We start from the raw sequence: 17182 nt of genomic DNA on the forward strand, positions 1-17182 counted from the left end.
CCCCTCCGCTGTAAGGGCAATTGCACGGACATCACTATTTCGTTCAAATCGAGGAATACGTCCCGAATTTCTCCGAGCAATTCAGGCCACGACGCATTGCCGTTATCGCCGCAAGCGGCATGGACCCATACCACCCCATCAGCGGTGTGTTCCACGCGGACATACTGCATCAGTGCTCTTCAGCCTTGCGCTTCTCGCGCCAGATCATCGCCGTGGCTTGGGTTGATAGCCCCATGTTGAGCGCTTCCGCATCCAGTGCAGCCTCGAAGGCCCAATCCTCGGCATTGTTGAGGTTCTGCTTCATGTAGCGAAAGCCCATGCGTGGACCGTCAGCCAACCGGTGCCCCGCCTTCAGCGTTTCCTCGCGCAGAACAGCGTCATCGAACAAGCGGGTGTAGAGCCCTTTGGCAAAGGCTTCTTCGCCAGTAAGCTTTTCACCCAGAAGGAACAGCTCGCGCGCGACGCCGGTCCCGACGATCTTGCTCCAGAACCATGTCGAGCCGAAGTCGCCCCCCGCTCCGATCCGATCAAAGGCAGTCAGGAAGCTTGCCGATTTTGCGGCAAAGCGCAGGTCGCACGCTCCGGCAATGCCAATTCCCGCACCTGCGACTGGCCCATTGACCATGGCGATCGTCGGCTTGGGCATTTCGTGCAGTAAGCGTGACGTTTCCATGAAGGCGCGCAAGCGGACAAAGCTCTGTTCGGTCCTGCTCCCGCTGTCGCCATTGGCGGGGACGATGGCCTTGTCGGCACCGCCTTCTTTGAGATCGCCGCCAGCACAGAATCCGCGCCCGGCGCCCGTTACGACAACGCAACCGACCGAGACATCGCGCGCAGCATCCGCGCAGGCATCCGCGAGCGGCGCCATGATCGAGCCGGTCAAGGCATTGAGCCGGTCAGGACGGTTGAGGGTGATGATCCTGACACCACCCTCATTTTCGATCAGCAGTTCGTCTGACATCAGCGATCAATCCCCACCCAGTTCCCAATGCCGGGCCATCATTCTCGCCGCGGTTTCAGCCAATTCGGCTGGCACTTCCGGGTAGAGCGGGAACAGCTTGTCCTTGCTCGGCAAGGCGATCGTCGCCGTCGAACGAACCGTCTCCTCTTCGCGCTGGTTCACGAACCGGACCGCAACATCGACAAGGTTCTGCCCGTTCTCGACCCGCTTGGCCAGTACTTCACCGGTTACCCGCTGAACGTCGCCCATGAAATTGAATTTGCGGATCTCGTCATGGACGTGGACGATAACGCCGTCATCGCCGGCCCAGTCGTTGAGATACTGCCATAGGTAGTTTTCGCGCATTACACCGTAGTCATAGGCCATCGGATTGCCGATTGCCTGGGCCCAGACCGGGTCCCAATGGAGCCTTTGAGCGACATCCGGAATCCCGTATTCGTTCTTGACGTAGAACGCCGGGATACGCTGGCGGTTCTTGTGCGCGCGGCGGTTGGCGGTCGGGGCATAAGGCACGAAGCCGTAACCACCCGCGTGGAAGCAGATCACATCGGTGACGGTCAGCGGCCCCTTGGCCTGCAACCCAAGAGAATCGCCCTCTGCAACATCCTCGAAGTAGCGCTTCTCACTCCCCTGGACGTGCTCGTTGGCGTAGATATTCTCGATCTCCTGGAATTCCTCGTCGGTGTAGGTTGCCGGTTTGATCGACAGATTTTTGCCCTTCTTCACGGCGGTCTTACGCTCAGTGAGAACGCGCAGGATATCGTAGGTGGCCACAACTTCTGCGCGCTGGTTGATCTTTACCCGGCGGCTAGTAATGATGACCGAACGACCGGCAAATTCCGACTGCTTGACTTCGCAGGTCAGGTCTCCGCCATAGGAATAGATCGTGTCGCCTGGTCGCACTGGCCGGTAGAAGTTCCAAGCCGATCCCGACACGAACACATGAATGCCTTTGAACAGGCTTTTCTTGAGCGCTTTCACTTCGTCCGGGAGCGGGTCGCCCTTCATCGGCTTGTTGACCTGCCCTACGAACATGCCCGGCGCGATGACTCCGCCCCACCGCGTCTTCCGAGCATAGTGGGCGTCCGAAAACAGCGGATTGTCGTCCCCGCAACCATAGGCCCAGTTACGGATCGAATCTTCCGAAACGGTCTGGACATACTCCCCTGTTCTTTGCGGTTCCCAAACGCCAATCAGCTTGCGCTGGCGTTCGATATCGCTGTCAAGGATCTCATAGGCGGTCGCCTTTTGCCATTCCTCGCTCTGCTTGATATCGGTTTTAGCTTCAGTCACGGCAATCCTCCTTGATCCCAGTTATATAACTAGGTAATAGATGCTGTCTGGGCAGGCAAGGGAATTCGGGATGACGCAAGTAAGGCGGATCAGCGACGCGCTGAAGGTGCGGGCAGAGCACCAGCGGGACGAGATTGCGCACGATGGCATCAACAGACAGATCACCTATGCCGAGTGGGACCGCGAGGCAGATGAAATAGGCGGTGGCCTTGCTGCGGCAGGCCTGCAGCCTGGTGATCGGGTGTTCCTGCCGATCAGCAACTCCCATGCAGTAGAAATGGCCATTGCGGTCTTCGCTGTGTTCCGCGCCGGCGGCATTGCCTGCCCCATCAATACACGCTTGAATGCCAATGAAATTGCCGACTTCGCAGAGCTCACCACGCCGCGCTGGTGCATCACCGATGTCCCGGATATCGTCGCTGGGCTGGATCTTGCCGGATGCTGGAATGTCGCGGACATGCCGCGTGATCTGACCAGTCTGCCGGACCAGGCCGCACTCGACCCCGAAGCCGATGCAGAAATTCTCGGGACTAGCGGCACGACAGGTAAGATCAAGGGCGTCGTTGTTTCCCACCCGGACCTTATGAAGGGGGTGACCGGCACCAATATGGACCGATCACGCTCCACTCTCAGCGCGCTGCCGCTGACGGGTTCCGGCGGAAACCTCGGCATCGTGATGTTGCCTGCGCGTGGCGGAGCCACCGCGATCACCCAGCCCAAGTTCGATCCCAAGGGGTTCCTCGATCTGGTGCGGGAGAAACGCCCCAACCTGGTTTACCTGGTCCCTTCGATGCTACGCCTGATTCTGGACCATCCCGATGTTGCGGACTATGATTTCGAAGGCGTGAAATACCTGATGACTGGCACTGCCCCGCTCCCGCACGATTCCGTGAAGCGCGCGCTGGATCTGTGGCCGCGTGTCCGGATGCGCAACAGCTATGGCATGTCCGAAGGCGGGATCGGAGTTAGCACGACCAGCATGGAACAGGTGCTCAAACCCGGCTGCGTGGGCAAGCTGCCCGAACACATGCAATTGCGTGACGAAGACGGGAAAGTCATCACCCAACCCGGCGTCATCGGTGAAATCTACGGTTACCAGAACCATCCGCGCCGCTACTGGAACGACCCCGAAGCGACGGCCGCAAGTTTCGTCTCGGGTTGGACCAAGACCGGCGATCTTGGCTATGTCGACGATGACGGCGATCTGATCATGGCCGGGCGTTCCAAGGAACTTATCATTCGCGGGGGCTACAATATTACCCCGCTTGAGATTGAGACTGCCCTGCACCTGCATCCAGCGGTGCAACAGGCAGCAGTGGTCGGCATCGGTCATGAAGTGTTGGGAGAAGACATCGCTGCCGCTGTAACCTTGCGCCCCGGCCTTGTCGCCACCCCGGCAGAGATCATCGAATTTTGCCGCCAGCATCTCGCCGACAACAAGGTCCCTCGGACCCTGCTTGTCATCGACGAGATGCCGCTCAATCCCAACGGGAAGATCCTCAAGCAGGACCTAGTTACACCACTGAGCGCTGCGGCAAACGCAAGGCGACGTGCAGCATAGCGGACGGCTACATCCTAACCAACTCTATGGCAGCCATCGTAATCCGGGAAATGCAAACGAGCTTTTGCGCTTCGTCTGTGATGCGGATCGACCAGATTTGCGTCGTTCGGCCCAATGCTTCCGGTGAAGCGGTCGCGGTAACCCGGCCAGAATGAGCAGGCCGGATGTGATTGGCATTTATCTCCATACCTACCGCTGAAAATTTCTCTCGATCTACGCACCATCCGGCCGCCATTGAGGCTGTGCACGAGTGACGCGCCGCCATGAAGCCTGCCAAATGGCTGAAAAGTCCGTTGGTCAACGGGCATTCGGGCGCTGATCCAGTCATCTCCACAATCGACGAATTCAATGCCAATGAGCTCCGCAATTGTGTTGCGATGCAGCTTGTTGCGTTCGTTCAGCGAAGGGCGGACTCACGCCGACCAAATCATCACATGATCCCTTGCACCGGATGCGGAATATAAGGAGCCTCCAGAATCTCGACGTCGGTCGGTTCAAGCTGGAGTTCCAAGGCAGAAAGTGCATCTTCAAGCTGAGGCAGCTTTGTCACACCGATGATGGGCGAGGTCACTCCCGGTTTGCCGAGTAACCATGCCAATGCAAGCTGCGCCATTGGCACTCCACGCGACTTACTTATGGCGCCCAACGCTTCGACAACCTGCCTGTCACTGTCTTCAGTCCTGGAATACAGCAAGTCACCGAAACGATCGCTCGAAGAGCGCTCGGTAACAGTGCCCCACGGTCGCGTAAGTCTGCCACGGGCGAGAGGGCTCCACGGAATCACTCCGATGCCTTCAGCTCGGCACAGCGGCAGCATCTCTCGCTCTTCTTCTCGATAGAGTAGGTTGAGATGGTTCTGCATCGAAATGAATTTGGCCCAGCCATTTTGCTGAGAAAGCAATAGTGCCTTCTGGAACTGCCAGGAATACATTGAAGATGCGCCAGTATACCGTGCTTTTCCTGCTCGAACTATGTCATTCAAAGCTTCCAGCGTTTCCTCGATCGGAGTGTCATTGTCCCAGCGATGAATCTGATAGAGATCAATATAGTCCGTACCCAAGCGGCGCAGGCTGTCATCTACTGCCTGGAGTAAGGCTTTTCGTGAGAGTCCACCCTGATTTGGTCCCCGCCCCCAACGCCCCCACGCCTTGGTTGCAATCACGACTTCATCACGGCGCGCAAAGTCTTTCAGCGCACGGCCAGTAATTTCTTCTGATGCACCTCCTGCGTAGATATTTGCAGTGTCAAAAAAATTGATCCCCGCCTCTACCGCGCGTCTGACGATCATTCGACTGGCGTCTTCATCCAATACCCAGGGGTGAGCACCATTGCCCGGTTCGCCAAAGCTCATGCACCCCAGACACAGCTGCGAAACCATCAGTCCGCTGTTGCCAAGCCTTTTGTATTGCATGGTCACTTCAGCTGCTCAAACGGGACGTCTTTGTCCATCCTGACTTCGCCCGGCATGCCCAGCACCCGCTCCGCGATCTGGTTGCGCAACACCTCGTCCGCTCCCCCGGCGATGCGCATCACGGTCGAGTAGATATAGTCGTATTGCAGACGTGCGGTTTCCTCGTCGGAAGGATCGGCTGCAATCGCATCCATTCCCCGCAATTCCATCGCTATGCCCAGCGCCTTCTGCTGGCGACCAGCATAGGCAAGCTTGACCATCCCCGCCAATGCTCCGGGATTTTCCCCTTTCGAGACCATGGTTCGCAAGCGCGCCTGGAAGAAGCGTTCGCCTTGCTCTTCGGCCAACGCTTCGCCAAGGGCCCGGCGGATAGCCTTGTCGTCCAGCATGGTTGAACCGTCATCGGCAGGTGTCCGCCCAGCCAGCTCCAGTAGTGGCTCGATCCCGCTGCGATGTGCGCCTGAGCCGAGCCGCTCGCCCATCAGAACGGTCATGCAGCAAGCCCACCCCTCTCCGATAGCTCCAATACGATTGGCATCGGGAATCCGCACATCGGTCAGGAAGGTCTCATTGAATTCGCTCATTCCGGAAATCTGCCGGATCGGTCGCGTTTCGATTCCCGGGGTCGCCATATCAACGACAAAGAAGGTCAGCCCCTTGTGCTTGGGCACGGTCGGGTCCGTGCGCACGACCAGGATTCCCCAGTCGGTCAGATGTGCGAAGCTCGACCAGACCTTCTGGCCGTTAACAATCCAGTCACCTGATCCATCATCCGCCTGCACCGCCTTGGTCCGAAGCGCCGCAAGGTCGGAACCGGCCGCCGGTTCGGAGAACAACTGGCACCAGGTGATATCGCCATTGAGCGTAGGTTTGATGAACCGGGCTCGCTGCTCGTCATTGCCATGTTTGGCAATGACCGGAAGCGCCATTCCGGTTCCGATCGAGGTAAAGGGTCCTTTGGGCAGATGATACCGGGATTCCTCTTCGGAAAAGATCACAGCCTCAATCCCGCTCAATCCGCCGCCACCAAGCTCTTTGGGGAAAGTCAGGCCCGACCAGCCACCCCTGAAGAGCTCGCGCATCCATGCCCGAGCCCGGTCAGCTTCGTCGGAATCGGCCAGAACCACACCCCTCGGCAGTTCGTGAGCCGGAGCGTGTTCGGCGAGCCATGCCTTCGCCCGTACACGGAAGGCAGATTCTTCAGGAGTGTCGTTGAAGTCCATGTCAGGAAGCCTTTCCTTGGAAACCTGGGCGCGCGTTGAGCAGTCGGTCTGTCCAGTAGTCACGGCCACCAAGATTGACCGCAAGCATCCGCTCGCGCCGGTAATAGAAGTGGCAATTGGCCTCGAAAGTGTAGCCGATGCCGCCATGAACCTGGAGGTTCTCACGCGCGGCCATCTCGAACGCCTTGATAGCAGTCAGCCGTGCTGCCGCCGCTGCGCTTGCAAGGTCATCGGGCGAACTTTCCGATGCCCACCCCGCATAATAGGCATTCGACTTCGCCAGTTCGATAGCCACTGCGACATCTGCAAGCTTGTGTTTGATCGCCTGATAACTCGCCAGCGGGCGGCCGAACATCTGCCGCTCCATCACATAATCGCGGCCCATCTCAAGACAAGCTTCGGAACCGCCAACAGCCTCGAACGCAACCTGGACTGCTGCCCGGTCAAGAAGAGTCGAAATCTGGTTCAATCCGGGCAGCATGTCCGCGTCGACGTCCTTGAAGTCGAGCCGGTAATGCGCGCGCAGCTGGTCAAAACTATCAAGCTTCGTACGCGTAACACCTGGCTGGTCGAGCTGCACGATCGCAAGCCCGTCCCCAACCTGCACGACAGCAATGGCCGCAATCCCGGCATCAGCAACCGGCGACTTGATGCCATTGAGCTTGCCAGCCATCAGGGAAGCCTCCTGCCCAAGCAGGGGCCCTGACCCTTCCGTGCTGGCAAAGCAGGCCACGATCTCACCGCTAGCTAGTTGGGGCAGCCAACGCTGCTTTTGCTGGACAGAACCGGCCAGCCGGATTGCATCAGCTGCGAGCACGATCGAAGAGGTGAACGGGACTGCTGCATTGACCCTGCCAAGCTCTTGCGAAATGACCCCGAGATCGAGCTCGCCCATGCCCAGCCCTCCGAACTCGTCGGGAATATTGGCACCGAGGAAGCCCATCTCTCCCAGCTCTCGCCAGAGGGCTTCATCCCATTCGGCACCAATGTCGATCAGCTTGCGCAAATGGTCGTAGGGCGAGCGCTCGGCCAACAGGCCACGCGCTTGCTCCGCCAGCATTTTCTGTTCGTCGGAAAGGTCGAAATCCATGGTCGTTCCTTATTCGGTCCCTATTGGGAGAAATCGTCGTACCACGTGGTAGCCAGCCCACCCATGGCATCGGCCATAAGCACGGTTTCGCGCACCACTCTATTGTAGCAAAGCTGGACCGCTGCAGAAAAATCGACTGACTGGTCGGCTATAGCGCGCGTCAATGCGGAGCGCGCCGGCAGCAACCCGTCAGGCGCTTCGGGCAGGAAGTGCTTGAGTTCCTCGAACTCAGCTGCATCGAATGCGGCACCATAACGCGCCCGCATGCGCCAAAACTTGATCAACCGCGCCAATTCCTTCGCCTTTGAAGCGGCTCTCTGGTTGCCGGCGGCCGGAACGATTTCCTCCTGGAGATCGGCCAATGCTGTATCGAAATATCGCTCTGTCCAATCCGGCTCGATGCCGGGCAAATCCGGCTCTTCGAGAGAGATACCTGCAAGTTCGGCGACCGCACGCACGATCACCCGCTTGTGCATCGTCCCGAACATCAAGGCGGTGCCGGTCGCTCCCAATCTGGAACCTTCTGCGGCGGCGAGGACCGCAGATGGCACTGAGAAGGACAGCTGAAAATAAAGCCGGTGGTACTTCACACGCGCGACATCCACGGCTCCCCCGACCGCGGCTGAATAGGCAGCGAAGACATTGCGCATCGGCACGAAAGGCTGGATCAAGCTCCGCACCCATATCTGTGCCAAGTCTTCGGCCGGATCACCCAGGTGGGTCAGTTCCCAATCCACAATCGCCGTGACCCGATCTTCATGGAACAGGAAATTTCCGGGACCGGCATCGCCATGCAGGACAACGGCTGGCCCGGTATCGGGCGGAATATTGCGTGCCAGCCAGTGCAGAGCCACTTGGTAAACCGGATCGCCTACCTTTGACTGATTATCTGCGCTCCATTGAGCAAGATTCTGGCTTATCCGCTGCGAGGGCAACTCCGTGCAATCGCCAAGCTCAGCAAATGCCGGATCGCTTGCATCGAGCCGGTGAAGCGTGGCGAGCTGGCCGACAAAATCCGTCGCCAGTTTTCCCTTGTCTTGTGCAAGGGCAAAACGGTCATTCCCGCCGACGAACTCACTCAACAGCGCGAGGTGCGAAGGAAATGTCGCGACTAACGGCGCGACCTTGATCCCAGCCTGGCGATAAGGCCCGGACAGGGCCGAAAGTATCGCTGTCTCGCGCTGGAAATATGCTAGCCTGGATGCCTCTCCGGCCCTTGCATCCCAGGCGAGATAGCACTGCGTTTCACGGCCATCCGCAAAACGCAGCAAAACCTCTGCCCCTTGGCGCGATGCTCCCCCGCCGCCCCGCGGCTTTTCACTGACGATGACAGAGCCGGTTTGCTGCTCTATCTCGTCACGCAAGCCCTGCGGGATTGCACTTGCCATTGCCTCATCCAGTTATATAACTACGTTACATAGCATCTTGAACACATTGCGCCCGGGAGAGTCAAGCGTGGCCTACGAAACCATCCTATTCGATGTGGCGGACCATGTCGCCACGATCACAATCAACCGGCCTGAAGCAATGAACAGCTTCAATCGCCAAATGATGGATGAGTTCGTTCATGCCTGGCACGAAATCTCGTGGAATGACGACATCCATGCCTGCGTGCTTCGCGCCGCGCCGGGGCGGGCATTTTGCACAGGAGTCGATGTGAAGGGAGCGGCGGCGGGCGGAGACACTCGCCCGGCCGTGGATCTCGACAATATCTGGCATTGCGAGGATCCGGGCGACATGCTCGGCCCGAAATCGCGGCGCTGCTGGAAACCGGTGATCGCCGCTGTCCACGGCATGGCTGCAGGCGGTGCCTTCTATTGGCTCAACGAGGCTGACATTATCATTGCCTCCGAGGATGCAACGTTCTTTGATCCGCATGTGACCTACGGAATGACAGCCGCACTTGAACCCATAGGGATGACCTACAAAATGCCACTCGCGGATGTGCTGCGCATGGTGCTGCTCGGCAATGACGAAAGGATGAGCGCAGAGTATGCGAAATCAATTGGTCTAGTCAGCGAAGTGGTTCCGCTCGACGCACTATGGAGCCGCGCAGACGAACTCGCCCGCCAGATAGCGGCAAAGCCACCGGCAGCAATACAAGGCTCGATCAAAGCTATCTGGACAAGCCTCGATCTGCCACGTTCCGTCGCTTTGGCGAACGGTCTCAAATACCCGCAGATCGGCAACCCGGTTGGCGTTCCGCAAGTCGATCGCGCTGCGCTTATGGCCGACAAGGCCAAGAAATTCACGTTGCGCTGAGGCAGGCGAGCCACGACCCACCCACGCCGCCTCTTCGCCTGACAAGATTGCGATTGTGATGAGCGATGGCTCGGGCAGCTTGACGTATCGCGAACTGGAAGACCGCGCCAACCGCGGTGCCCGACTGCTGCGATCGCTAGGCAACGAGAAGGGCGACACTAAAGCCTACTGGTTGCCCAATTGCCTCGAGGTTTTCGAAGTGTACTGGGCCGGGCAACGTGCAGGTCTTTACATCACGCCAATCGCCACTCGCTGACTGCAGACGAAAGCAGGGCAGGAGCAGCCTCAAGCTGCCGCCTTACGTCGCCCCCCAGCGGGAACTGACCAACAGCTAGTCGAGCAAAGGACCCGAGATTGTGGAAAATCCGCGCTTCAGATTAGCCACCGAAACCGGGGTATCCAAGGGGGTAGAGTGCACCTGCTCGTATGAGTTATACAATATTTATCAATGCGATAACAGCTAAGGCGGAATCCCTCCGTCTCCGCCATCGGCCTTTCCAAGCCGTTCCAAACCCAACCAAAGGGCCTAGCAAGCTCTTTTTTGGCGTTCAATCCGGTCCAGCCCAATCCGGCCCTAGCCAGATACATGTCGGGGTAGATTGGGGGTGAGGAACTCTTGCGATTGGGGGTATTGGATGCTTTACGGGCAAAGCTGTTCGCGCAGCGGCACCGAAGGACAAGGCCTACAAGGTGACTGACAGCGGCGGGCTCTTTCGGCACGTCTCGCCAAAGAATCACGAGTCATGGCGCTTTAAGTACAGGCTGGATGGCAAAGAGCAGCTGCTCACGCTCGGCACATATCCAGAGGTTTCTCTCGCCGAGGCGCGGGAGAAACGTAACGACGCCCGAAAGCTTCTGAGGGAGGGTCGTGACCCTCGGAGTGCAGCCAAACGGACCAAGCTTGTAGGCAATAGCGGCATGTTCCAGAGCTTAGAGCAGGCCGCCCGCGAATGGCATCAAGTTCAGAAGCCGAGGTGGAAACCAGTCCACGCCGATGATGTGATCACCAGCCTTGAGCGGGGCAACTTCCCGCATCTTGGCGCAATGCCGATGGACGTGATCGACAAACCGCTGCTGCTTTCGGTGCTCAAGAAGATCGAGGGGCGAGGCTCGATCGAGACGGCGCGTGGAGTGAAACAGCGAGTCGCGGCGATCTATCGCTATGTGAATGCGCATGGGGCTGGCCGCTGTGCTCCGAGAAGAGTTCAGCTATGTCTGCTTTATTCGCCCGTCAGAGGCAACGGTGAACGGAACCACCCCGCGGTGGAACAAATCGATCGAGATGCTCCGGTCGCTGGGAGGATAGGCGCGTTGGTCGCAATCGACGCGCGGACAGATCCGGCACGACACACCGATCGGCGTCACAGCCTTTTCGGAACGGATGTCGAGCCCGTCGGCGTAGATGAACTCCTTCGCGTGCTCGATCTCGCATCCCAGCGCCACGGCGTAGCGGCGCGGTGTTCGGTCGAAGCGACCAGAGGCCTTCACCAGCCCTTTGGCGATTGAGACATAGCGCAAACCATCCGGCGTCTCGGCCAGCTGGACAAGGATTCGGTCAGGACTGGCGGCCGCTTCATGCACCACCCACAGCGGGCACGCGCCTCCGAAGCGGGCGAATTGGAAGCGGGTGGCACTGTGCCGCTTGGTGATGTTGCCCGCCATGTCGACACGACAGAAGAAGATCGGCAAGCCTCGTTCTCCCTCGCGCTGCATGGTGGAGAGTCGGTGGCACGTCTGTTCGAAGCTCGTCTCGAAGAAGACCGCAAGCCGGTCGACATCGTGCCGAAATTCGCGGGCCACGCGGCGGAAGTCGCGGTAGGGCATGAGAAGGGCGCCAGCAGCATAATTTGCCAAGCCGACCGTGAGCAGATCCCGCGCCACCTCGCTACGCAACCGGGCCGCGCCGGCGATCTTACGGATCAGCGGCCCGAGCGTCATCGCGGCGATCTGGTAAGCGATCTGGAAGCGGATCCCGGTGCCTGACTGGCCCACGCCGATACGCAACACGCCCTGTCCGACGTCGAAGCTGCGTAGCACTTCTTGATGCTGCAATTCGACCGAGATGCCGTATTTGTCAAATAGGTGGTGCCGCAGGGCCTCGGTGGTGACAACCTGCCCCTCCCCGGACATGGTGATAGCCAGCTGCTCCGCTGTCCGGTCAATCTGATCGACATAGTTGTTCGACAGATGGAACCAGTCCCGCACTTCCTCCCACGGCAAGCGCGCGCCTTCATGTGTATCGACAGTCAACGCCTCGTCGATCATTTCCAGCCGCTGGTTCGCGCGGCGCAAGGCCTCGTGCAATACGACGAAGCGACGCGCGAAGCCGGGCTGCTGCTCGGCGATCCTGACGATCGTGTCGAGCGGTACAGGTTCGGCAAACAAGGGGTCGCTGGCCGCTTCGCGCAGCATCAGCGCCAGCTGATCGGTGTCCTCGCCCGGAAAGTCCTGCCAATCGAGCGGGAAAAGAGTTGCGACCCGTTCGATCAGGCGCGGCGTGAGCGGCCGGTCATCATGTTCGAGTTGGCTGAGATAGGAAGGGCTGATGCCCAGCTGACCGGCCAGTTCGGCCTGCATCATCTGCCGCTGCTCGCGCAGCACCCTTAGCTGTGCTCCTGCGAAGATCCTGTGTCGCTTGCTCATGCCGCCCTCAAGATTGCAAAGTGAGTGTTTGCAAATTTGCAAATTAACATTGGACCAGCACCCTGTCTTCCGCAAGGCTCCGACCGTGGAAATTCAACTTATGGGCCATTGTCCAAGCGTTTTTAGAGGCGCTTCTCACGGGGAGTTCGTATGGCAAACAATGTTCTGGATCTCTGCCGCCTTGATAAAGCCGCTCAGGCGGGCAGCCCGCCTGATGATATGGCAATCAGTACTCAGATAGACATAGCAATTGCAGCCCAGTTCCTAGCGCACAAGGTGAGGCGCCATGGGTTGCGGCTTATCGTATGGCACAACCTCGCCACGCTCGAACCTATGATTGACAGCGCGGGCGATCCGCTAAATCTCACGGTTTTTGGATGGGACGAGGAAACGTTGGCTCCTTGGCTATGCCACGAAGCGGCCGTGTGTTCGCCGCTGATCAAGGCGTGCCGCGTGGCGAACGAGCCCTTGTGGATCAACCGGCATGGTGCCTTTCCGAAAGGGCAAAACCGGTTTGTCGAAAAGATCGATTACACAGGGTTCGAGCGCTACGTTTCCGCCAATGCGGCGATCATCATGCCCGTCAGGATGCCCTTCGGCTATCTTGCCGCAGCTTTCCTGACCAGCGTCGATCCCGGGCAGCATGACCTGTCGGAAGAATTCGAGAGCTTTGGAAGAACGCTAGTGCGGCCTATCGACCAGTTCCTCAGGCGTTATTCCATGCTGACCTTCGATGATCGCTACCTACCGTCCGACAATCTCTTGTCCAGCAGGGAGATCGAGTGTCTGAACTGGATCGCTCAAGGCAAAACAGATTACGAAATCAGTGTCATTCTGGGATGTAGCCACGCCGGGGTTCGCTATCATATCACGCGGGTAAGCGCCAAGCTCGGAGCCGTAAACCGCGCGCAATCGGTGTTCAAGGCTTGCCAGCTTGGCTATCTAGGCATTCCCTCGCGCCGCCTTCCTCACAGCTGTGCGCAATCCGTCAACGCGGGGCGGCAGAAGGTCTGCGATCTGCCAGGAAGGAATGATATCCATCAGCGGTCAGTCGAGAATATCTCCCAACGGGAATGATTTCCTTTCGGCGCCGAGCATGAACTGATGAGGTGGATGCTCCCTTCGCCAGGCATCGTATGATGCCAGACCGGCGCGATATTGCGCTGGAGAAGGAGAAGCACATGATCGAAGTCCACATTCTTGCGATCGACCTCGCCAAACGCAGCTTTCAGGTCTGCGTGGACTTGTAACGGTTTTGCGCCGGTCGCCTACGGGCTTCTGCCAAAAACCATCAAATTTCCAGAGGTTTTGTAGCGCTTCCGGGATGTTTTGGGAAGGGAGGGCTGGAGCGGGTGAAGGGAATCGAACCCTCGTCGTCAGCTTGGGAAGCTGCTGCTCTACCATTGAGCTACACCCGCATTTACCGGCGGCGCGGGGCGATTGTTTCATGTGAAACATCGATCAAGCCGGGGTCAAGGTACCGCTAGCGGGGGCCAAGACCCCCTTTGGGCGGGGCGAGCCATTGCCACGAATCCGGGCGACTGGTCAATAGTTGTTCGAGCCTGCGATCAATGACGCGCGCTAGCGATTTCGGCCCCTTCGGCCAGCGCAGCCAGTTTGGCCCAGACGATTTCGGGATCGAGCGCATTGCTGCCCGCGTGCACCGAAAACCCGCAATCGACCCCCGCCATCACCCGATCGGCCCCCAGCAGATCGGCATAACGGCCAATCCGCTGCGCGATCAGTTCGGGGTGTTCGATATAGGGGCTTTGCGGTTCGACCATGCCGGGGCACAGGATCTTGTCATCGGGCAGCGGGTGATCGGCAAAGAACGCGAATTCATGCGCGTGGCGCGGGTTGGCGCCTTCAATCAGCACGGTCTGCGGTTTGGCCTGCCACACGATATCGGCAATCTCGTCCAGCGCCACATCGCAGTGGTGCGGGCCGGGGTAGTTGCCCCAGCACAAGTGCATCCGCAATTGCTCCGCCGGGATGTTCTGCACCGCGTGGTTAAGCGCGGCGATGTTCATGCCGATACGCTTGCGAAACTCCTCAAGCGACAGGTGGGTGAACTGCACATGGCGGCCCATGGCAAGATCGGGGCAATCGACCTGCAAGGTGATCCCGGCGGCTGCAATGGTTTCGTATTCGTGGCGCAAACCTTCGGCCAGCGCGAAGACATATTCTTCATCGCTGGCATAAAACTGGTTGGGGAAGAACAGCGCGGTCACGCCCGGCGATGCGGCGGACATGAAGGTGGCGTGGCCGCCCCCGTCTTTATTGGCGGCAAGCCGCACCAGCCGTTCGGCATCAATGCGCGGGGCTTCCATGTCGATCACTTCAATCGGCGCGGTGCAGGCTGGCGCGGAACGTTTGGCCCGGCCCTTGTTGCCGAACACCTGTGCCTTGGCACCGGGGAAGGCCTCTAGGTCGGCGAATTCATACTGACCGGCCTTGCCGCCAAAACCCGACAGGCGGTGCTTGATATAGGTGGCGTAGCTGGGCTTGGACATTTCGCCATCGTTGACGATGGCAATGCCTGCCTGTTTCTGCCGCGCAATGACATAGGCGGTCGCTTCTTCCACTGCGGCGTCAAAATCGGTTTCAGACACCGCCTGCCCGCCTTCGCGAGCAAACACCAGTTCGAGCAGGGCTTCCGGGCGCGGCAGGCTGCCGACATGGGTGGTGGCAAAGCGGGTAGTCATGATGCGGGCCTTGTTGTGTTAGGAGCGTCGAGGGTAGTGCAGGCGCGCAGGAAGTCACCCACCGCCGTGTTGAAATCACCCGGATTGTCGGCATTGGCAAAGTGGCCTGCGCCGTCGATCAGCGCATGGCGTGCGCGCGGGGCTGCATTGGCGAGCACCTTGGCACAGGCGCGCCGCCACTGCGTATCATGCGCGCCGGTCATCGCCAGCACCGGCACGGCCAGCGCGTGCAGGGCCGCTTGCGAAAGGTTCGGAGGGTCGCCAGCGGCGGCAAGATCGCGTCCGTCATAATCGGCCAGCATCGCAGCGATCAGCGTGCGCGCCGCGTCAGAATGGGCCTGCATCAACGGATGCGCGGCCCAATCCGCCCGCAGCGCCGCCATGTTGCCCGCGGCCGCCCATTGCCGGTAGCGATCCAGCGCGATCACCTCCTCGCGATCGACCAGAGCGGGCAGCGGCGCACCCGATACCACCACGCCCGTCAACCGCGCCGCATATTGCTGCGCTACATCCAGCGCCACCACCGCGCCCTGCGACAGGCCGACAAGCGCGAACCGGTCAAAACCAAGCGCGTCGGCAATCGCGATCACATCCTGCGCCTCACGCGCCAGATCGGGCGGTGCGGTGGCGTGCCCGCAGCCGCGCCGATCAGGCATCACCAGCAGGAAATCCGGCGCCAGTCCTGCGATTTGCGGCTGCCACATCCGGTGATCGAGCGTCCAGCCGTGCAGCAGGATGACCGGAACACCCTCTCCCGCCATCCAGATCGGGATCGTGCCGCCGTGAACGGCAACGTCGCGATGCTCCATCTAAAGCACTTCCCGCCCCTTGCGTCTCCGGTCAGGCAGCGTGTTCGGCGCGGAACGGGTTGTTGTTATGATATTGCCCCGCCAGCCAACGCTTCAATTCACCATGCGCCGATGCGCGGCGTTCCGCATCCAGCGGGGCCGCACGCGGATCATCATGGGTGAATTCGAGCAACATGCCATTGGGGTCTTTGATATAGACCGAGCGGCAATAGCCATGTTCGAGCACATAGGTATCAGGCTCGGCAAACCCGGCGGCGGCGATGCGGCGTTCGATTTCGGCCTGGGCATCAGCGTCCACATCCAGCGCGACGTGCGTGAACGGGCTTTCGGGCATTTCGGGGCCGAATTCAGCCTGATCGTCCGGGTCGGCAAACTGGAAAAACGCCAATGCGCTGCCATCGGCCAGTTCGAAGAACACGTGGCAATAGATGCGTTCCTTGCCGAACAATTCGTCCTTTTCGCAATAGGTCGCCATCAACGGGAAACCAAGCATGTCTTCGTAAAACGCGCGGGTGGCCTCCAGATCCTTGGTCACATAGGCGGTGTGGTGCAGCCGGTTAGCGAGGATTTTTTTCGTCATGGTCATCTCTCTCCATCAGTCCCAAAACTGTTCAGGCAGCCAGTTTACCCGCGATCTGGGCAACGTGCGCCCCTTGGAAACGCGCGCCGGCCAATTCATTTTCGCTCGGCATACGGCTGCCGTCATTCCCCGCCAACGTCGATGCACAATAAGGCGTGCCGCCGCTGATTTCGCCCATCTCGGCGTTACCCTCAAAGGAATAGGGCAGGCCGACGATCACCATGCCGTGATGCAGCAGCGTGGTGTGGAACGAGGTGATGGTGGTTTCCTGCCCGCCGTGCTGGCTGGCGGTGGAAACGAACACGGAACCAACCTTGCCGACCAGCGCCTTGGTGAACCACAACCCGCCAGTCTGATCGAGGAAGTTGCGCATCTGCGCCGCCATATTGCCAAACCGGGTGGGCGTGCCGAAGATGATTGCGTCATAATCCGCCAGTTCATCCGGGGTGGCAATGGGGGCGGCCTGATCAAGCTTGATACCCGAAGCGGTTGCCACATCATCGGGCACCAGTTCGGGCACGCGCTTCACCACAACTTCGGTGCCGGGAACACTCGCTGCGCCATCAGCCACCGCGGCGGCCATCGCCTCGATATGGCCATAGCTCGAATAGTATAGCACCAGCACCTTGGTCATGAATCGTTCC

16 protein-coding genes, 1 tRNA gene and 2 pseudogenes are annotated in these 17182 nt (G+C 59.4%); 5 read left to right on the forward strand and 14 right to left on the reverse strand.

Going from position 1 to position 17182, the window contains the following annotated elements:
* Positions 1 to 169: 169 nt before the first annotated feature.
* Together ABIE62_RS10270 and ABIE62_RS10275 are read right to left on the reverse strand one after the other, a co-directional pair.
* A complete protein-coding gene (locus tag ABIE62_RS10270; protein WP_354325762.1) occupies positions 170 to 961 on the reverse strand; it encodes an enoyl-CoA hydratase-related protein in 792 nt (263 codons plus the stop codon).
* A 6-nt stretch (positions 962 to 967) separates the two neighbouring features.
* On the reverse strand, positions 968 to 2254 hold the full coding sequence (locus tag ABIE62_RS10275) for an FAS1-like dehydratase domain-containing protein (RefSeq protein ID WP_354325764.1): 1287 nt from the start codon (positions 2252 to 2254) through the stop codon (positions 968 to 970).
* A 40-nt stretch (positions 2255 to 2294) separates the two neighbouring features.
* Between ABIE62_RS10275 and ABIE62_RS10280 the strand changes: the two genes are divergently transcribed.
* Positions 2295 to 3815, forward strand: coding sequence for a class I adenylate-forming enzyme family protein (locus ABIE62_RS10280; RefSeq protein WP_354325765.1), 1521 nt, complete (start codon positions 2295 to 2297; stop codon positions 3813 to 3815).
* A gap of 7 nt (positions 3816 to 3822) precedes the next feature.
* Here ABIE62_RS10280 and ABIE62_RS10285 read toward each other — a convergent pair whose 3' ends face one another.
* The 6 genes and pseudogenes from ABIE62_RS10285 to ABIE62_RS10310 form a co-directional block, all read right to left on the reverse strand.
* Positions 3823 to 4143: a hotdog fold thioesterase gene (locus ABIE62_RS10285; protein ID WP_354325767.1), complete on the reverse strand. Its 321-nt coding sequence runs from the start codon at positions 4141 to 4143 to the stop codon at positions 3823 to 3825.
* Positions 4121 to 4216: pseudogene (locus ABIE62_RS10290) on the reverse strand (esterase); the annotation flags it as partial. The pseudogene ABIE62_RS10290 and the gene ABIE62_RS10285, both read right to left, overlap by 23 nt.
* A gap of 29 nt (positions 4217 to 4245) precedes the next feature.
* Entirely contained in the window at positions 4246 to 5226 is a 981-nt protein-coding gene (locus ABIE62_RS10295; protein WP_354325903.1) for an aldo/keto reductase, read from the reverse strand.
* A 2-nt stretch (positions 5227 to 5228) separates the two neighbouring features.
* Positions 5229 to 6449 (reverse strand): acyl-CoA dehydrogenase family protein, encoded by a 1221-nt coding sequence (locus ABIE62_RS10300; protein WP_354325768.1) that lies wholly within the window; start codon positions 6447 to 6449, stop codon positions 5229 to 5231.
* A gap of 1 nt (position 6450) precedes the next feature.
* Positions 6451 to 7539, reverse strand: coding sequence for an acyl-CoA dehydrogenase family protein (locus ABIE62_RS10305; protein ID WP_354325770.1), 1089 nt, complete (start codon positions 7537 to 7539; stop codon positions 6451 to 6453).
* Between the two features lie 20 nt (positions 7540 to 7559).
* Positions 7560 to 8927 (reverse strand): phosphotransferase family protein, encoded by a 1368-nt coding sequence (locus tag ABIE62_RS10310; protein WP_354325772.1) that lies wholly within the window; start codon positions 8925 to 8927, stop codon positions 7560 to 7562.
* Between the two features lie 67 nt (positions 8928 to 8994).
* On the opposite strand from ABIE62_RS10310, the gene ABIE62_RS10315 reads away from it, so the two are divergent.
* The 3 genes and pseudogenes from ABIE62_RS10315 to ABIE62_RS14715 all read left to right on the forward strand — a co-directional run.
* A complete protein-coding gene (locus ABIE62_RS10315; RefSeq protein WP_354325773.1) occupies positions 8995 to 9801 on the forward strand; it encodes an enoyl-CoA hydratase/isomerase family protein in 807 nt (268 codons plus the stop codon).
* Positions 9734 to 10057: an AMP-binding protein gene (locus tag ABIE62_RS10320; protein ID WP_354325774.1), complete on the forward strand. Its 324-nt coding sequence runs from the start codon at positions 9734 to 9736 to the stop codon at positions 10055 to 10057. Before ABIE62_RS10315 ends, ABIE62_RS10320 begins: the two co-directional genes overlap by 68 nt.
* Before the next feature lie 374 nt (positions 10058 to 10431).
* Positions 10432 to 10920 (forward strand): annotated as a pseudogene (locus ABIE62_RS14715) (tyrosine-type recombinase/integrase); the annotation flags it as partial.
* Between the two features lie 90 nt (positions 10921 to 11010).
* On the opposite strand, the gene ABIE62_RS10335 reads toward ABIE62_RS14715, so the two are convergent.
* Positions 11011 to 12444 (reverse strand): helix-turn-helix domain-containing protein, encoded by a 1434-nt coding sequence (locus tag ABIE62_RS10335; protein WP_354325776.1) that lies wholly within the window; start codon positions 12442 to 12444, stop codon positions 11011 to 11013.
* A gap of 150 nt (positions 12445 to 12594) precedes the next feature.
* On the opposite strand from ABIE62_RS10335, the gene ABIE62_RS10340 reads away from it, so the two are divergent.
* Entirely contained in the window at positions 12595 to 13521 is a 927-nt protein-coding gene (locus ABIE62_RS10340) for a helix-turn-helix transcriptional regulator (RefSeq protein ID WP_354325778.1), read from the forward strand.
* A gap of 267 nt (positions 13522 to 13788) precedes the next feature.
* Here ABIE62_RS10340 and ABIE62_RS10345 read toward each other — a convergent pair.
* The 5 genes from ABIE62_RS10345 to wrbA form a co-directional block, all read right to left on the reverse strand.
* Positions 13789 to 13862, reverse strand: a tRNA-Gly gene (locus ABIE62_RS10345).
* 150 nt (positions 13863 to 14012) lie between these two features.
* A complete protein-coding gene (locus ABIE62_RS10350; RefSeq protein WP_354325779.1) occupies positions 14013 to 15149 on the reverse strand; it encodes a cobalamin-independent methionine synthase II family protein in 1137 nt (378 codons plus the stop codon).
* Positions 15146 to 15958 carry an alpha/beta fold hydrolase gene (locus ABIE62_RS10355; RefSeq protein WP_354325781.1) on the reverse strand — a complete coding sequence of 271 codons (813 nt, stop codon included), beginning with the start codon at positions 15956 to 15958 and terminating at the stop codon, positions 15146 to 15148. Before ABIE62_RS10355 ends, ABIE62_RS10350 begins: the two co-directional genes overlap by 4 nt.
* Before the next feature lie 31 nt (positions 15959 to 15989).
* On the reverse strand, positions 15990 to 16538 hold the full coding sequence (locus ABIE62_RS10360) for a VOC family protein (RefSeq protein ID WP_354325783.1): 549 nt from the start codon (positions 16536 to 16538) through the stop codon (positions 15990 to 15992).
* A 31-nt stretch (positions 16539 to 16569) separates the two neighbouring features.
* Positions 16570 to 17172 carry an NAD(P)H:quinone oxidoreductase gene (wrbA, locus tag ABIE62_RS10365; RefSeq protein WP_354325785.1) on the reverse strand — a complete coding sequence of 201 codons (603 nt, stop codon included), beginning with the start codon at positions 17170 to 17172 and terminating at the stop codon, positions 16570 to 16572.
* Positions 17173 to 17182: the final 10 nt, after the last annotated feature.

Source organism: Porphyrobacter sp. MBR-155, from assembly GCF_040547625.1.
Lineage (GTDB): Bacteria > Pseudomonadota > Alphaproteobacteria > Sphingomonadales > Sphingomonadaceae > Erythrobacter.

What these genes read in the sequence shown, in the direction of transcription:
- ABIE62_RS10340 (WP_354325778.1), top strand. Translation starts at nt 12,595, where the DNA reads ATGGCAAACAATGTTCTGGATCTCTGCCGCCTTGATAAAGCCGCTCAG.
- wrbA (WP_354325785.1), bottom strand. Translation starts at nt 17,172, where the DNA reads ATGACCAAGGTGCTGGTGCTATACTATTCGAGCTATGGCCATATCGAG.
- ABIE62_RS10355 (WP_354325781.1), bottom strand. Translation starts at nt 15,958, where the DNA reads ATGGAGCATCGCGACGTTGCCGTTCACGGCGGCACGATCCCGATCTGG.
- ABIE62_RS10285 (WP_354325767.1), bottom strand. Translation starts at nt 4,143, where the DNA reads ATGACTGGATCAGCGCCCGAATGCCCGTTGACCAACGGACTTTTCAGC.
- ABIE62_RS10360 (WP_354325783.1), bottom strand. Translation starts at nt 16,538, where the DNA reads ATGACGAAAAAAATCCTCGCTAACCGGCTGCACCACACCGCCTATGTG.
- ABIE62_RS10295 (WP_354325903.1), bottom strand. Translation starts at nt 5,226, where the DNA reads ATGCAATACAAAAGGCTTGGCAACAGCGGACTGATGGTTTCGCAGCTG.
- ABIE62_RS10280 (WP_354325765.1), top strand. Translation starts at nt 2,295, where the DNA reads ATGCTGTCTGGGCAGGCAAGGGAATTCGGGATGACGCAAGTAAGGCGG.
- ABIE62_RS10270 (WP_354325762.1), bottom strand. Translation starts at nt 961, where the DNA reads ATGTCAGACGAACTGCTGATCGAAAATGAGGGTGGTGTCAGGATCATC.
- ABIE62_RS10300 (WP_354325768.1), bottom strand. Translation starts at nt 6,449, where the DNA reads ATGGACTTCAACGACACTCCTGAAGAATCTGCCTTCCGTGTACGGGCG.
- ABIE62_RS10310 (WP_354325772.1), bottom strand. Translation starts at nt 8,927, where the DNA reads ATGGCAAGTGCAATCCCGCAGGGCTTGCGTGACGAGATAGAGCAGCAA.
- ABIE62_RS10335 (WP_354325776.1), bottom strand. Translation starts at nt 12,444, where the DNA reads ATGAGCAAGCGACACAGGATCTTCGCAGGAGCACAGCTAAGGGTGCTG.
- ABIE62_RS10350 (WP_354325779.1), bottom strand. Translation starts at nt 15,149, where the DNA reads ATGACTACCCGCTTTGCCACCACCCATGTCGGCAGCCTGCCGCGCCCG.
- ABIE62_RS10305 (WP_354325770.1), bottom strand. Translation starts at nt 7,539, where the DNA reads ATGGATTTCGACCTTTCCGACGAACAGAAAATGCTGGCGGAGCAAGCG.